We start from the raw sequence: 15,135 nt of genomic DNA, 5'->3' as shown, positions 1-15,135 counted from the left end.
GCAAAGCTCAACCTCTGCTTTATCCGCTTGATGGTAAAGCGATTAGCTACTTAAAGAGATGTCAAATGGGTTCTATACTGAGCAAGAAGTTCGGGATGATTGTAAGGAAAAGTTGCCAACGCTCCTTTTCCTTCATCTAGCGATAAATTAGTGATATCCATTAGTATTTGCTTTCTCTTGAATCAGCGGTTTTGGTCTGGAGGCGATAGTTTAGAAAGAGTCTCAAAGATTTGTTGCCTTCCTATTTCTGGATCGTGTGACAAAATTGTGACATCGCTGCGTACTGCAACTAATTCTTTAACAATGTCTTTTACAGAGCGTCCTTTTGCTTTTTCTTGCTGAATGTAATCTTGAATTTGTTCAATTTTCAAGTCTTTAAGTTCCATATATTTGTCCTTTTCGGATTGACCAAAGGATGTTTACCTGCTTTGCTGCTACTTTGATCAACAGCTTGCTACGCGATCGCTTCAATGGGCTTGGCTTCTAGCATATCGCAGAGACTTATGAAACGATTAACTTTGGCTAATAATGCTTTTTTAGTGGGCAAGAGGTCAATCCAATAACTCAAACTTTAGCCGCGAGCGCGAACGCTCTATTGCTAGTCACCTAAGCAGAAGTTTCAGCAAGCGGTCGCATTTATTAAAGTTTTTGTCTCTGCGGATGTCAATCAGTTGACAATATAAGTTCAACCGAGCCTACACCTTCACGGTAGCGAATTTGAGCAACCTGTCCTACTTCCACTGCACTGTTCAATAATGCTCGTTCGTGCATGACTAAAAATAACCTAGTTTGTTGGACTGCATAATAGGACGAGACATAACAGATTTCACCAATGTATTCGCCACTGTTTATCTGAGCAGTATTGCAGGCAATTTCCTGTTTATTAGCTGCAACACGCAGTAAATTGTTGCGTTCTTGCGCTCTTGTGCTGACAGTGGTAATTATCCGTTCTATCCATTCCGGTATAGTTTGAGCTTGTTCCACTACTTGCCCATTTTCCAGAACTACTCCTCGCACAGAGCGGTCTGTATTGTCAAATATAATAGCGCGATTGGCGTTCTCCACTGCTTGAGGCAGTAGTGCCATTGAGCGATAGTACCTTTGGATAATTTTCTCTGTTGGCACATCATGTCCGCCATCTTGGACTCGTCGTGCTACGCGCTCTACGTTAATTTGAGGATTTTCTGTTCCCACAAATACTAGCGTGACATCGTAAAGAGCATCAGAAGCTTGTTGAAGAATAGCTAACTTTGAGGGATGAGACATAACCGTTTCAAAGGCAAACGATTCTTTAATAGCTAAACTTAGTTGACGTTGGTTTGAGGCTAAACGTGCGCCTTGTTTTGAGCGTTCTAAATAAGTGCTTTCATCTCCTGGTATCATTTTAGTAATCTCATCAGGGTTGATGTAGATTGTAGGAAAATCTAGTTGTTGCTGAAAAGTGCGAGTAATCGTTGATTTACCAGAACCGTTCGGTCCAGCAAACATGATTAAACGAGGGGGGTTAACTCCTTGGCTCATTAAATAATCCTGCTCGAAGAGTCAGCTAACAATTTGCTATCGGCTAAAAGCGCACTCCAGCTAATGCCAGAATGCGCCCTTACTTCAACAATTGGGGTAGAAATACTAATAATTTAATCTTTTGTAGTGATGCTTTCTGCTGTTGGAGTGAGAGGTTGGAGAAATTCTTTGCGCCCATCTGGATATTCACAATATATTTGACTATCGACTACACCGATAGTAGTAATCCCTTTAGCATGAAGTAGCTCTATAGCATCATCTACTGCTATTTGTGCTTGTGCTGTAAGTTCTGCCAAGTTCTGCTGAAAAAAGCTTTTTCCTGTTACCGACTGTTGCGTTTTAGATAGGTAACTCATAGTAATTCGTTCAAAGTTATTTTATCTACTGTACCTTTTTTGATATCGGATGAGCGCACGTAAGTTAGCTGAAAAGTTATACCATTACTAGAAATAGACAGGTTAATTTATCTAAGGCAGTCAGTAACTCACAACTTTTTGAAGGATAATCGAGCTAATGAGCATTAATAATCTCCAACATATCAGTAATGATGAGCTAATTGAACGCTTTAAAGAAGCAACCCGACACGGTAAGCCACCTCGAGAACTAATTGATGAATTAGCCACACGACCTGGTATTGCATTCCTCAACCCCACAAGGAATGCTGAAGATACTATGGCGGTCGTTCGTGCCGCTATTGAAAAGTTAGAAAAAAACAATCGCCAAAATCTTTCATAACATTCTCAATGTGCATAAATTTTCCTAGAGACATTTATGCTCCAACTTAATTTAAATTCAAATATATCAAGTGTTCTCTCTATCCTCCATCAGTTTTACCATCTTAAGTCTTTTGTTGAGTGCGTTCCTAAGAACCGCTTTCACGTTGGATTACGTGGGCTATTTCTACAAGTCCTGCTCTAGCTGCTTGCAGATGTGCGAGTACATCGTCGATCTTGCTGTCATAAAAAGTTGGTTCTGCCGACGATGGTAGTTCGCGAAGCTCATGGCTGATACGCTTCACATCTTTAAGCCAACTTTTTAGCTGTTCCAGGGCGATATCTTCATTGTTCATCTCAATCTACCACTCTCCCTAAAGAACCTAATTTCTGCTCCAGCACTGCCACTGGATCATCCAAAGCAGCCCTCGCTCCTCTGTTCCCATTCTATGAATATGCTGTAATTGGGTCTAGATGGATTGTAAGAATATCCGCGCCTTAGCAAACAATTCAACGGACAAAACTCAGTCTACATTTTATAGACATTTAAAGATGCGATCGCCTATGACAGCGCCGCCCTACTGTTTCCAGGGCGGATTTATTTCCCCAAGTTTTTCTATCTCTCCAATAACGTGCGACCTTCCCCAATGCGCTTGAAATACCGCACGTTCAGTTATTCTTTATTCATCCACCGTAAATTAAAAATTCAAACTCTTGCCCTGCAAGGGTTCAATGGCAATCAGACCTCAAAAATTTAAAATAAGATTATTTTCGTATTTTTCTTCCAACTTTTTCCTTTGGTAGTCTTATAAATAGCTCTAACCCACTACCTCTAAAGGTTTTGCTCTTTTTTAGTAGCATCAAACACTGCCCTTAGCCGAACATAAACTCAAAAATAGGAGATCGGGAGCATCTCCCGATCTCCTGTGGATAATCCTTCGCTATTCCAGAGTAGATTTGCCTGCCTAAGTTTTTCTATATTTCCACTAAATGTGCGACTTTCCCAAACGCGCGTGAAATGCCGTACATTTAGTTTTTCCTTTTTCAAGCACCAAAAATCGCGAATTCAAACCTTTATAGGGCAAGGGTTTAATTACGATTCGACCTCAAAAACCACGAATAGAATTATTTTTATGTCTTTCTTTCGCTATTGATATACTAAAAATTGAAGATCCAAACCCTTACGGCGTAAGGGTTTTATCTTATAAAATCCTGAAAATTGAAGATAGACTTATTCCGAGATTTCTCCTTTACTTTTTCTTATCTCTAGCCTTATAAGTAACTCTAACCCACCCCATGCAAAGGTTTGGCTTTTTTTACAGCGTCAAATACTGCCCTTACCCGAACACAAAACCAAGAATTAATAATGCAAACTACTTTTGGCATGAGCTTTCAAGGAGCTTTCAATGAGTCTTTAATGAGCCTCAGTTTAGACGAAAGTAAATTGATGGCGATTCAATGAGCCTGTAAAGAACTTTATTGAGTCTTTAAAGAGAGTTAAGCTTTATAAAACAAGTCAATGAGCCTATAAAGAACTTTATTGAGCTTCCAATGAGCGCCTAATGAGCTTCCGCATAAAAATCTAGTTTTTTCAACTAATCTAATGAGCTTTAAAGGAGCTTTAAAGGAGTCTTTAATGAGCCTTTATTTTTAGCTTATAGCTAGGGGGCTTATGTTTTGATGAAAATCACTGTTTGGGTTACAGCCCAGCCATACCAATATTTGACTGCTACGCCACTAAAAGTGGCTTCGCTAATAATTTCCACACCTTACGCTAAAAATTAGCTGTAAAATACCTATTAAAGCATTACTTCAACTGGGTTTGAGTAATTAAATACTAAAGAAAACTTAGCCCCAATGCGATCGCACTCAGTAAAATCGCATTCACATACTCTTCATACTTATTTCAGTATCTTCAACATTGGTGAATCGTACTCTTATAAGCCAAAATTACTATTACAAGTAAAACTTTTGTCTATTGTAGACTTGTCATTGATTAAACTTTAAGTGTTTTGACTTATAAAAAGGAAGTGTTGTAAAAGGATGGAGTTAAACAAAAAAGAGCGCAAAAAATTGATAGCTAGAATCAGTGAAGTATCTGGTGTTGCTCAGTATGCGTTAGAAGCGAAAATGACTAATGAACAAGTTATTGAAGTTGCCAACAACTTAAAAATAATCTCGTTTATCAAGGCTGCTAACAATTACAACCGCTACTTTCAAGGTCAAAAAACGGCTGAAGCTAATACCAAGCTGAAAAAGTTTATGGAGCTAACCAACTCTGAATTTTACAAAGCAGGAAAATGGTTGGTTGATGCTTTGTCAACGGTTGGACAAGACCGCAAGCAGAACTTGTTGGAGAAAGACTTAGTTCACAAGGCTGATTATAATCAAACTGTTACTGACTTAAAAGACACAATTAAAGAGCAGCAGCAGACCATCCGACAGCAAACCTCTGAAGCTAAAAAGAAGATTCATGATCTTGAACAAAGAGTTGATTCTCTTCAAAAACATTTGAAGCTGATCCAGAATTACATAACTGACAACTATAGTTCTAGTAATTGGCACGATATAGCAAATCACGTTCAAAAGAAGAGTGGAGGCAGGTAGTTAAAATGAAGCTTGTTAATAGTATGAACTACCGGCAATGGCAGAAACGAAATACAGAATATTTCAACTCACTGACTAAACTTCAGCAGAAAGAAGCCCGTAATCTTGGTTATTCCAATGTTGGTTGGAATAAAGTTCAAGTTTCCTGGCAAATAATTTACAGGTTCACTAATACCCCCCCTAGTTTATTTGAGCATAAACTTCGTAAAGGTGACATTATTGGTGCCATCGAACTATCGATTTTTGAAGCTGAGCAAGCTAAACATTTAGCTCAACAAGGAATTGCGACGCTTGACGAAAATCAAAAACAATTTGACAGAGTAGCAGATGAAACTTTAGCTAAGTATCCACTTTTGTAATTAATAAAATGGCTATAGTATCTAAGGCAAAGTTTGAAACTTTATACAAAGCAGATGAGATCGCTGCCATTTGGAGCGCTGGTCAAAACTTAGCTGTAATCGATCATCCTCAACATGGTTTAATTAGTCCCAACCGCTATCGTGCAATGTACAAATTGAAGCCATGCCCCTATTGCGGTCAGAAGATGGCACAGGACAAAACATTTCATAGTACGTCATCAAAGCCAGAAGCTATCAAGCGTGGCTATGAGTACTTAGACAAATTAGGAAACAAAATAATCAATCAAATTAGCGGGACTTACTTCCATCCAAACTATATTACTTTAGACCACAAGACCAATAAAGCTCGTTGTCCAGAAAAAATGTTTGACTATGATAACCTGCAAATTATGTGTTGGCGATGCAATCACAACAAAGGTGACGATAATACTTTTGAACTACAACATACCTGCGATCGCACTGATGCTTTAGCAAACGAAGCACTAGAGCGCTATCAGTTGCTTTGAATCGAACCCGAAGTTGTAAAGATATAAGGTCCGCAACATCGCTTTTATTCAAACCAAGTTTGTTAACGAAGGTTGTTCAAATATCTAGCACCAGGTAGTGGGGTTTGAGTATCACTTGCTACTCAAACGCCGAGACTTCGCATTTAATCCTAAGCCTTCAGTTCTTTCATGCACTACAAAAGAATTATTTTGTAATTGAAAGTATGCTATTTTTGTCTATAATTAGCCAAAAATAGCAGATGAAATGGGCCTATTGCTCATTGCTTGTAGTACCTTTTAAAGGCACGAAAAACAGGTCAAAATGGAGTGATATATTGCGATCCATTAGTAGCCATTAGTAGCCATTGATAGCTATTTAGTAGCCACAATATATTAATGTTAGGGCGGCTTCGCTTGCAAGTGTAGTAGCCATTGGTATCCATTAACAGCCATTGGTGGTCATTAATAGGCATTGGTAGCCATTTAGTAGCCATTGGTAGATAGTATTATATGCTACAAAAAACTAAGTTTCAAAGCTATTTAAAAATAGTCTCTCAAGCTTTTATAAACAAATAAGGACTTCGCCACTATACCGCAAACCCCTGAAGGAAAACATCTCGTTCAAGAATACATCAAGGCTTGTGGCTACGGCGACTTCCCGCCTGACTCAAAAATTAGACCGCCCATTGTGAAGACCGGGAATATCGTTCAAGACTATCTCGCGGCGGCGGGCTATGGATTGCCAAAGAAGCCAGAAGTCTAGCGCTACCAAGTTCGATAGGACTTTGCTGGTATTATCTGTTGCTTATTAATGCGCCGAGTCGCCATTAATGTCGCCCCTGCCAGCGCCGATGGGTAATCATCGACCGCCGCCCCCGTACCGCCGCTTACGCCCCAAGTGCCGTTAGGTCTATAAGTTACAGTTAGGTTTTTAATCTGCCCGTTGGCTTTGGGATGGTGGTAAAGTTCAATATTCCCCCCGTTAAACAGTTCCCGAAGTTTTGAGTAAGCTTCTGTTTTACTTGAAGCTGTCCAGGTCAATTCTCGGATTTTGACCTTACCTGATAACCTCTGAATCGTACTAGAACTGTTGTACTGGTCAAGGACAACGGACGCAAAATTATAAGCTTTGTGTTGTTCAAGTATCCAATCTTCCACAAGAGAAACTGCTACTTGAGTTTTTTTACCATCTCCCCAACTAGGGGCAAACTGATGGAACTGGTCGATTATCAATATGTCGCCATCATAATGAACAGGTAGTGTTCTAGATGAGTGTTTTAGAATCAAATTTTTAGACCAAACTCAAGCGCGATTAATGAACAAACCGATTACCAAGTCGTGCATCTCTTCCGTCTTGGAAAAGCGGTCATGCCCTACAAAAGTGTGGGATAGGTAGCAATGTCATTCCAAGTCCAAGGACGAGCGGTTAACTCTGCTCGCTGTGCGGCTGTAGTTCCCAGGCAGGAATGCCGCCATATCCAGTTAAAGTAGCTGATAACCAGTCGCAGAGTTATCTTAGTCTGCTCCCACAACTTACCGAACTTGTTCTGTCGTCGATGCCAGCGTCCGGTCTGTTGGCGTAGGGTACCATTGGTTCGCTCCAACCGTTGCGTTAAGACCTTGCTAATATAGTGGTCAACTTCATCAGGCAAAACGCGCCTATATCCTTGCCAGCCATCCGTACCCCATTCTTTGCAGTCTGTCTTACCTTCAGTACTGCTGATTAAGTCCTGTGCCAACTCGTCGGTATGCTTGCCTACACGACCTGTGAGAATCAAGCCACTCAACTGAGCTAAACTTAATGCTATCCAGCAATCTCCAGCTTCGAGTTCTCCAGCCAAGCAGCGCTTTTGTTTTTTTCTACAAACGACCATAATTCATCAGCCGCAATAGCCTCCGTGTCCACATCTTGAACCTGAGCATTATGGACCATTTGTGCCTTTCTACTGGCAGCTTGAACGATACTAACAACAGTGTCATAGGCTAAACCGCTAATACGACTAATGCCCCGTAAACTGCTACCTTCTGTATGTGCTTGCAGCACAATTCGCACATCTTCTTCACTCACTTGCCGTCGATAGTAAAGTGTATCAAAGGTATCGGTGAACGTTTGTTGGCATTTGGGACAAAAGTAGCGCTGACTACCTTTACTCGTCTTTCCATGTTTATGCGCTTTCTCATAACCACACAGCGAACATTTCATTGCACTGTCCAAGAGTGACTATACCTTGTTCAGTCTAACATTCCCACATTTCCACCCTGCACAACCGGTAATTCTGCTAAAGGTCATGTAAGTTTTTGTCGTCGTTTCCTTACGGCGGTAAGTATACCTACATCAGAATGGAGTATAGAAGAAGACAAAGATACGGCCTTATTAACTAAGTTAATAAATAGCTAGTTACCATTCCTTGCCCAATGTGATAACAAGGGGGAAAGCTAGCGAGCGTGTCATGAGGGGCAAGATAGTACAAATTTACCTAAAAACGAGGTTTGTAGTATGCCGATGACAGGACTAAAACCCTTATTCTTTCGTTACAGCCTTATCTAACCTGAAGCAAACAAGGCTTGAATAATTTATCTAAAACTAATGAGTAAAAAGCTTGTGCAGCAATGCTTTTAGCCTATTTTGCCCCTAGCGTTAGCGTTAGCTATATCTACCCCAAAAACGGACGACGCAATGATCCCGACACTATAAATAATTAAACACTTCTTGATATTGATTCAGCAATCAAAACTTCTGCTCCTTCTCGCTTTACAGCCTTAGAAAAAAAATATCCTTGCCCATATTTGCATCGTAGCGCCCTAAGTTGAGCTAGCTGCTCCGCCGTTTCTAACCCTTCTGCTATTACATTTATATTTAGATTGTGAGCTAGTGTTATAATCGCCCGAACAATCTCTAATTCCTTGTCACTAATATCCATCCTGCTGATAAAAGAACGATCGATTTTTAATAAATCAAATGGAAAGCGGTGCAGATAACTTAAAGATGAATAACCTGTGCCAAAATCGTCCATATGTAATTCACAACCCAAATCTTTCAGTTGCAAGAGCATTGAGGTTGCGGATTCAAGATTCTCCATAATGACGCTTTCGGTGATTTCTAGCTTCAAACAGCGTGAATTTAAACCAGTTTCTCGGAGAACTTGACTGATTTGTGCAACTAGGTCAGGTTGTAGAAACTGTTTGCTGGAAAGATTCACGCTAATTGTCAAAGAGTCGTCAGAAAATTGTAACTGCCAAGCACGCATCTGGCAGCAGGCTTCGCGCAGCACCCAATAGCCAAGAGGGATAATCACTCCACTTTCTTCCGCTATTGATATGAAGTCATTGGGGAAGATTAGCCCCCGGTCTGGATGCTGCCAGCGAACCAGTGCTTCAAAACCAGTAATTTTGCCAGTTTCTATTAATACGATCGGCTGATACTGAATCCGCAACTCTTGACGTTCCACAGCCCTTTGTAGACTATTCCCTAACTGCAATAACGTTAATACATGGTCGTGCATAGTCGAGTTAAACACTTCATATCGCGCCTTACCAAGTGTCTTAGCTCGATACATTGCTGTATCAGCATCGCGTAGAATGTCTTCTGGCTGAATGTAATCTATTGTATTTAGGGCGATGCCTACACTTACGCTAGTAAATACCTCTTGTCCATTCAGCTTGAAAGGCAACTTCAACTGCTCTTGAATTCGCCTTACTACGCCAATTGCATCATTGACATCCTTAATATTGTTAAGCAAAATTGCAAACTCGTCTCCTCCGAAACGAGCAACCATATCTTTAGGGCGCAGACAACTTTCTAGACATCTGGCAATTGCTATAAGTAATTGGTCTCCAACCATGTGTCCTAGACTGTCATTGACTACCTTAAAGCGATCCAAATCAATGAAGAGTACAGCGAACAAACCATTTATTTGCCGCTTTGTCCGCTTGAGCGCACGTGCTAATCGCTCTGTAAATAAAACCCTATTTGGCAAGTTTGTCAACTTATCATGAAAAGCATTATGCCGCAGCAGCTTTTCTGACTGCTTACGGTGAGTAATAGAATGTTTCAAAACTCGTAGATTACGCCGTAACTCCAATTGAGTCACTACTTGAAGAGCCACAATGCGTAAAGCTTCTTGCTGTTCGCTGCTTAAGTCTCGTGGAACATGGTCAAGTACGCATAAAGTACCTATTACTAACCCATCTAGATTAATTAACGGTACACCAGCATAAAACCGGATGTAAGGTGCGCCGATAACAAAAGGATTAGTTGCAAACCTTTCATCCGTTAGACTATCTTGGACAACCAACAACTCCTTCTGCAGAATGGTATAGGCACAAAAAGTAATATCCCGGGGTTCTTCCTGTGAACTGAACCCTATTTTAGATTTATACCATTGCCGCTTCCTATCAGTCAGACTAATTGCAGCAATTGGCGTTTGACATATATAAGTAGCTAAGCGAGTTAAAGCGTCAAAAGAATCTTCAGAAACAGTATCAAGGACTTCGTAATCAAGGAGAGCTTCAGTCCGTTTAGATTCAACTTCAGGTATATCCACGGGTGTTATAAGCTTAAAACGCTTCTCAGAATCTAATAAGCTTAACGTATATACTACAGTATCTAGATAATAAGAACTGCTGTATACAGGCACTTTAGTCATTCATGTTCACCTAAAACCACCATAGGAATCTTGAAGATTTTGACAAAAAATAGTTTTAACCCAAAAGTTAACAAGTCTCCTGCGGATGTTCTACACAAATTAATAATAAATCTTTCGCCCTGTCCGAAACTCTAAATAGCTTGAGTAGTAGGGTGATTTATTATATTTCTAAGCAGCTGTTCGTGATTGTTCTCCTGTCCACCAGTTGTCAAAATAATTTTATCTTCTAACTCTTGCAAAATCATTTTAGTTAAGTATTTGGAAACTACCCCAAAATGAAGACCTCGAATATTCTTGAGTTGACGTATACAATTATTATAAGACGCAGTAACGCCTTGGTAGCTTTTGCTATCAACATTAATAGAGAACTTTTCATCACCAACTTTAAACTCTGTTAGCAGAGTTCTAAGTTTTGAGCTATTTTCAATAGCATTTATAATGGTTATTTGATTAGAGGGCATATATGAACGAGCATCTACTTGATTAATGTAAGCTTCATGTTTAACATCTAAAAATGCATCTAAGCACTGAAATACTGAGTATTGAAAACCACTGGGTCCATTAAAGAACTGTCCTTGCTCATTATAAGCTTTTACTCCTTTATAAACTACCCCATTAGGAAACATCTCTTTATTATTCCATCCTAAAGAGAAATATTTTACTTTATTAAACCACTCCTCTTTGTTTATTTTTGAGAAAACTTGGGTAAGATTCTTTCTTATTTCTTCTAAAGATTTTGCTATAACGTCTAAGTTTTCTGCTATTTTCGAGAGAAATACTCCATCAGCCAACCTAATTTCTTGTAAAGACTTTTGGATTTCTAGCATAGCTTGTATTGCCAGATCGCCTTTCCAAGTCATAAGAAAATAGACTAAATAAAAATACTTTTCTGCATCATTTTCAATGAATCCATTAAGAATGTCAAGGTTGTCAATACTTACATCTTCAGTTAACGTATTTTGCTTCCAGTTGTTATCAAACAAATCCGAGTTTGTTAGTATTGGAGGACGAGCAAATATTTCAGTCAGTTGGTGTAGAGGCACTGAAATTTGTTCAGGAATAAAATGCTCCGGTCGGTCTGCCATTCCTGAAACGTAAGGAAGCCATACCCAAGCATGTGCAAAAATACCTAATAAAAGTATTGCTCGATGCCTTTCTTTTTCTGCTTTAAGGTGATTTATTTCATACTTAGGTAGATTTTCCAAGAGTTTTCTTGCCTCAAGATACTTGTGTTCCTTATTACAAGATTGTTTATCAAGAATTTGGGAAATTAATTTAGGTAAAATATCAGCAGTGTTTTCCCAAGATATATAATGGTGTGGCAATCGTTCAAGAGGGCTTTCTTTAAGAAGAAGACTTGGCTTGGTTACTAGCACTTCGTCAACAAGATTGAGATTATTACTAAAAACGTTAAAATTATTGTTTGTAAAACTGGGAGGTGTAAAGAGGGTCATAATATAAAGTAGGATAAAACTTATTTGTTTGAAAGTTAAACTGTTTAATCTCTAGTTACCCGAGTAACATTAATAAAATAAAAAGTTTAATAATTTATTTAGTAGTTAAATTCGCATTTACAAAAAATTCTTTACTAAACAAATCATTAGTTTTTATCAGCTTTGTGATTTTCCAAAAGTATTTAGGTAAGACCTATTATTACGAGCCATTTAGGATTGCCATCCATAGCGTCATTACGTATATACACGGTAAACTATATAGAAACTTAAATAAGAACTTTCTGAAGTTCCAGAGTAAAGATGTATTTCTAACATAAATTTCTAGCTTATTCCGGTTTCCTGTTCGATGATTGTTGCTATTCTATAATCCTGTTTATTCCACTCAAATTGATTACTTTACAAAAATTTCAGCACCCTTAGATTCTCCTTTAGTGGCTATATAAATGCCTACAGTAGGAGTACGGAAAAATTCGGCGGTGTTTTTAGGCAACATTAAGGGTTGTCTTAATTTGTATGTAAATCTACGCCCTAGTTAATAAAAAAACTTCATTTGTACCGTAGAAATAGATCCAAGTCCTACAGCAATTTGAGATCAAGCAAGCCACAAAAAAGATCAAGTGAAGAGAGGAAAAAAATTGCGCTACGAATTTCGGCGTTGGCTAGATACTATAGATGTCAAAAACCTAGTATTTATTGATGAGACAGGTTTAAATCTTGCCTTGACAAGACTTTATGGCAGAGGTGAAGGTGGAAGAAGAGTCTACGCAGAGCGTCCTAGGAATAAAGGCAAAAATATTACTTTAATTGGTGCGATGAGTGAGGAAGGTTTGATTGCTACCATGACATTCCCCGGCAGCCTCAACATCGCTAGTTTTTTAGTCTTCCTGGCACAAATCTTACTACCCTGCATTATGGGTGGGCGCAATTGTGGCTATGGATAATTTACCCGTACATTATGCTGAAACTGTTAGGACTCTGATTAAATCGGTTGGCACTAACGTGAAGTTCCTACCGACCTACTCGCCTGATTTATCTCCCATAGAATTATGTTGGTCTAAGTTAAAAGAAATTCTTCGTTCGGCTATTGCCCAGACATCTGATGCTCTCGATCAAGCAATCACTAGGGCTGTAAATGCGATTACGGATTGAAAATGCTCTCAATTGGTTTAATCATTGTGAGCTTTTCTTTGAGCCTATTAGATAGCTCTTTTTGTAGCTGGTTTGAGCGCGAATTGCTGTAAGTGGCTCTGTGGAGTGAGGAGTGCCAAACTGTAAACTCTTTGCTCCTTTGAGAATAAATTGATTACTGTACTGAGATTTTGCCAGCCCATGTAAAAGGCGCTCTACTGCATATCGAATTAGCAATCCCGTTAAATGTTTCCCCCTGCTGCTTCGCTTTTTGTAACAGCCGCGCGCGCTGATGCCGCATAGTTTTTGGCTTGCTGTTGGCTCATTGTAGGCTGTCCAGGTAAGGGCGCATGATATTCTCCATACGGTAGAAGCGGGCATATCGCCAGATTTCATCTATTGAGCATCGCCGTTCGCGCCAACACTCGCGCAGAGCTTCCAGGGCAACGTCCAGACCAATCTTATGTTTATAGGGTTTCAGCAGTATTTGTATTCCCAGGACGTGGCAGCCTAGCGCGAGGCAAATCGCTGTAATAAAATGCGATAAACGCCTCTGCTCTAAATCTCAAAGAAGATATAGCAAGTTAAATTGTGCTGGATAACTATAAGAATGAGGTGTTTCTTGAGCAACTACAGCCAAAAAAAACAGCGTTCTTCACTCTCACAGCAATCCAGGGCTTCTTTAGCCAATTTTGCCTGTTTTGCTTCTTGAAGTTTACTAATCATCTCAAATTTCTGTGCATTGGTAAGATCTGATGCCTGACACACTAAAACCTGCATCAATTCTTCGTAACTAACTTTATCAGGGACAACAGACATATTTTTACTCCGTACACTTGACCTTTCTCCTATACTGGCTTCAGCAATTACATATTAAGTTTAGAAACAATAAAGAATTGCATGAATAGTTTGTAAATACCTACGTATTAGAAATTGCTATTGAAGTCTAGTTAAATAATTAAATTACCAAAATTATTAAGAGGCATTTAAGCGCTTAATACCTAAGTATTCGCTAATTCTTTATGCAATTGTTCATCATTTCTAAACCTAATAGGTATTTACAAAAGTCAGGATAGAAAGGCAACCTTATCTGAAGTCAAAGAATCATGAAAAAGTCTACAGTTCTCAGAGTTTTACGGCGCTCTACAGATGTGATTGATGGTTCAGGCTGGACAGATATTGATGTGAATGGCGGCTACTACGACAGCGATGGAAAGTATGTGCCGTCTCAATCTAACCATCAGTAACCAATGGTGCGGAGGACTTGCACCTCATCAAAAGCCGATCGCCGCTACAGCTAGTCGTCGTTGCTCTGGGGTTACTTCTAAATAGCGTTGCAATGTTCCTAAATCGTTATGTCCCGATATCTCCTGAATCACTCGCAGGGGTATTCCAGCACTAGACATCATAGTTAGGGCAGTACGTCTAAAGCTGTGGGTTGAGACTCCAACCAGACCAATGCGATCGCAGGCTGTTTTAAGAATCTTGTCAGCCATGAACCGAGTCAAGGTAAGGCTTCGCCCTCGCATCCCTGGAAACAAAGCCCCAGGGGAAAATGTTGGGTACTCTGTTAACAATTGAGCTAGACCCGGTTGAATATCGACAACGCGGGTTTTGAGCTTGCCCTTCGTGGTAGACTTTCTAAAAGTCAAAGTTCCACCCTTGATATCAGATGTCTGAAGTGCTAGGGCTTCAGAGACACGACAGCCAGTATATAAACAGATGCCAAACAAAGCGCGATCGCGCTCCCTAACAAATCCTTCAGCAAACAGTAACCTCAATTCCGCACTGGTTAAGATTTTTCCTTGCCCGTTTCCTGCTACTTTCATTGGATAAATTTGTTTAATTTCACCAGATTACATGAAACTCTATTTAGTGGAATAGATAACTCAAAGTATTGATATCTCGTTGTCGGCTCGAACAAGCTAACCCCACTTAACTTTTACTTATTAATCAATTGCGACCCATTCCACGACATCATCAGGGTTGTAGCCATTTTAGATAGTTTTTGCTTATGATATCAGCGCTATCACCGATTACAGCTATAATTAGCTACCCTTGAATTAACACTGATAGCAAAGTAGGCAACGATGGCAGAGTCACCGATGGTCGGGGCTAGGGTTCCCCAGGACTGGCAACAACAAATACAGCAGTTCTTACTTGGGTAAAATATAGCAACAGCAATGGGTGAACCAGCCAATAATGTCTTGGAGTGTCACCGC

General features: G+C 39.6%; 19 protein-coding genes. 7 read left to right on the top strand and 12 right to left on the bottom strand.

Going from position 1 to position 15,135, the window contains the following annotated elements; all coding sequences use genetic code 11:
• Positions 1 to 182 precede the first annotated feature (182 nt).
• From C7B70_RS23040 to C7B70_RS23030, 3 genes are all read right to left on the bottom strand, one after another.
• Positions 183 to 386: a hypothetical protein gene (locus C7B70_RS23040; protein ID WP_106371279.1), complete on the bottom strand. Its 204-nt coding sequence runs from the start codon at positions 384 to 386 to the stop codon at positions 183 to 185.
• A gap of 277 nt (positions 387 to 663) precedes the next feature.
• Complete coding sequence (locus tag C7B70_RS23035; protein WP_106371278.1) at positions 664 to 1,521, bottom strand: zeta toxin family protein; 858 nt, start codon at positions 1,519 to 1,521, stop codon at positions 664 to 666.
• A 113-nt stretch (positions 1,522 to 1,634) separates the two neighbouring features.
• Complete coding sequence (locus C7B70_RS23030; protein ID WP_106371277.1) at positions 1,635 to 1,877, bottom strand: hypothetical protein; 243 nt, start codon at positions 1,875 to 1,877, stop codon at positions 1,635 to 1,637.
• A 157-nt stretch (positions 1,878 to 2,034) separates the two neighbouring features.
• On the opposite strand from C7B70_RS23030, the gene C7B70_RS23025 reads away from it, so the two are divergent.
• On the top strand, positions 2,035 to 2,256 hold the full coding sequence (locus tag C7B70_RS23025; protein WP_106371276.1) for a hypothetical protein: 222 nt from the start codon (positions 2,035 to 2,037) through the stop codon (positions 2,254 to 2,256).
• A gap of 127 nt (positions 2,257 to 2,383) precedes the next feature.
• On the opposite strand, the gene C7B70_RS23020 is transcribed toward C7B70_RS23025, so the two are convergent.
• Positions 2,384 to 2,590, bottom strand: coding sequence for a hypothetical protein (locus C7B70_RS23020; RefSeq protein ID WP_106371275.1), 207 nt, complete (start codon positions 2,588 to 2,590; stop codon positions 2,384 to 2,386).
• 1,687 nt (positions 2,591 to 4,277) lie between these two features.
• On the opposite strand from C7B70_RS23020, the gene C7B70_RS23015 reads away from it, so the two are divergent.
• Genes C7B70_RS23015 through C7B70_RS23005 form a run of 3 tightly spaced genes read left to right on the top strand, consistent with a single transcriptional unit; the run spans position 4,278 to position 5,706 of the window.
• A complete protein-coding gene (locus C7B70_RS23015) occupies positions 4,278 to 4,841 on the top strand; it encodes a hypothetical protein (RefSeq protein WP_106371274.1) in 564 nt (187 codons plus the stop codon).
• A 5-nt stretch (positions 4,842 to 4,846) separates the two neighbouring features.
• Entirely contained in the window at positions 4,847 to 5,200 is a 354-nt protein-coding gene (locus C7B70_RS23010; protein WP_106371273.1) for a hypothetical protein, read from the top strand.
• Positions 5,201 to 5,208: 8 nt separating this feature from the next.
• Positions 5,209 to 5,706, top strand: a complete 498-nt coding sequence (locus C7B70_RS23005; protein ID WP_106371272.1) for an HNH endonuclease — start codon at positions 5,209 to 5,211, stop codon at positions 5,704 to 5,706.
• 296 nt (positions 5,707 to 6,002) lie between these two features.
• On the opposite strand, the gene C7B70_RS26605 is transcribed toward C7B70_RS23005, so the two are convergent.
• The 5 genes from C7B70_RS26605 to C7B70_RS22985 all read right to left on the bottom strand — a co-directional run bounded on the left by C7B70_RS26605 (position 6,003) and on the right by C7B70_RS22985 (position 11,785).
• Positions 6,003 to 6,179: a hypothetical protein gene (locus tag C7B70_RS26605; RefSeq protein WP_158260569.1), complete on the bottom strand. Its 177-nt coding sequence runs from the start codon at positions 6,177 to 6,179 to the stop codon at positions 6,003 to 6,005.
• A 271-nt stretch (positions 6,180 to 6,450) separates the two neighbouring features.
• On the bottom strand, positions 6,451 to 6,972 hold the full coding sequence (locus C7B70_RS23000) for a hypothetical protein (protein WP_199192466.1): 522 nt from the start codon (positions 6,970 to 6,972) through the stop codon (positions 6,451 to 6,453).
• Between the two features lie 86 nt (positions 6,973 to 7,058).
• Positions 7,059 to 7,888, bottom strand: a protein-coding gene (locus C7B70_RS22995) for an IS1 family transposase (RefSeq protein ID WP_106371271.1) whose coding sequence is annotated in 2 segments (ribosomal slippage) — positions 7,059 to 7,544 and positions 7,547 to 7,888 — 828 coding nt in all. Because the reading frame shifts where the segments join, the coding sequence is not laid out codon by codon here.
• 496 nt (positions 7,889 to 8,384) lie between these two features.
• A complete protein-coding gene (locus C7B70_RS22990) occupies positions 8,385 to 10,331 on the bottom strand; it encodes an EAL domain-containing protein (RefSeq protein ID WP_106371270.1) in 1,947 nt (648 codons plus the stop codon).
• A gap of 131 nt (positions 10,332 to 10,462) precedes the next feature.
• Positions 10,463 to 11,785, bottom strand: coding sequence for a hypothetical protein (locus C7B70_RS22985; RefSeq protein WP_106371269.1), 1,323 nt, complete (start codon positions 11,783 to 11,785; stop codon positions 10,463 to 10,465).
• A 635-nt stretch (positions 11,786 to 12,420) separates the two neighbouring features.
• On the opposite strand from C7B70_RS22985, the gene C7B70_RS28535 reads away from it, so the two are divergent.
• The gene (locus tag C7B70_RS28535; RefSeq protein WP_158260568.1) at positions 12,421 to 12,726 is read left to right on the top strand and encodes a transposase; all 306 of its coding nucleotides are present in this window, start codon (positions 12,421 to 12,423) and stop codon (positions 12,724 to 12,726) included.
• Positions 12,719 to 12,934, top strand: a complete 216-nt coding sequence (locus C7B70_RS28530; protein WP_106371267.1) for a transposase — start codon at positions 12,719 to 12,721, stop codon at positions 12,932 to 12,934. Before C7B70_RS28535 ends, C7B70_RS28530 begins: the two co-directional genes overlap by 8 nt.
• Before the next feature lie 21 nt (positions 12,935 to 12,955).
• Here the strand turns inward: C7B70_RS28530 and C7B70_RS22970 are convergent, their stop codons facing one another.
• A complete protein-coding gene (locus C7B70_RS22970) occupies positions 12,956 to 13,309 on the bottom strand; it encodes a hypothetical protein (RefSeq protein WP_106371266.1) in 354 nt (117 codons plus the stop codon).
• Positions 13,310 to 13,543: 234 nt separating this feature from the next.
• The gene (locus C7B70_RS22960; RefSeq protein ID WP_106371265.1) at positions 13,544 to 13,732 is read right to left on the bottom strand and encodes a hypothetical protein; all 189 of its coding nucleotides are present in this window, start codon (positions 13,730 to 13,732) and stop codon (positions 13,544 to 13,546) included.
• 287 nt (positions 13,733 to 14,019) lie between these two features.
• Between C7B70_RS22960 and C7B70_RS26600 the strand changes: the two genes are divergently transcribed.
• On the top strand, positions 14,020 to 14,160 hold the full coding sequence (locus C7B70_RS26600; protein ID WP_158260567.1) for a hypothetical protein: 141 nt from the start codon (positions 14,020 to 14,022) through the stop codon (positions 14,158 to 14,160).
• Between the two features lie 27 nt (positions 14,161 to 14,187).
• Here C7B70_RS26600 and C7B70_RS22955 read toward each other — a convergent pair whose 3' ends face one another.
• Positions 14,188 to 14,742, bottom strand: coding sequence for a site-specific integrase (locus C7B70_RS22955; protein ID WP_106371264.1), 555 nt, complete (start codon positions 14,740 to 14,742; stop codon positions 14,188 to 14,190).
• Positions 14,743 to 15,135 lie beyond the last annotated feature (393 nt).

Source organism: Chlorogloea sp. CCALA 695, from assembly GCF_003003885.1.
Lineage (GTDB): Bacteria > Cyanobacteriota > Cyanobacteriia > Cyanobacteriales > Chroococcidiopsidaceae > Aliterella.
The sequence above is the reverse complement of the archived record's forward strand: the minus strand, read 5'-3'. Positions and strand labels throughout refer to the sequence as shown.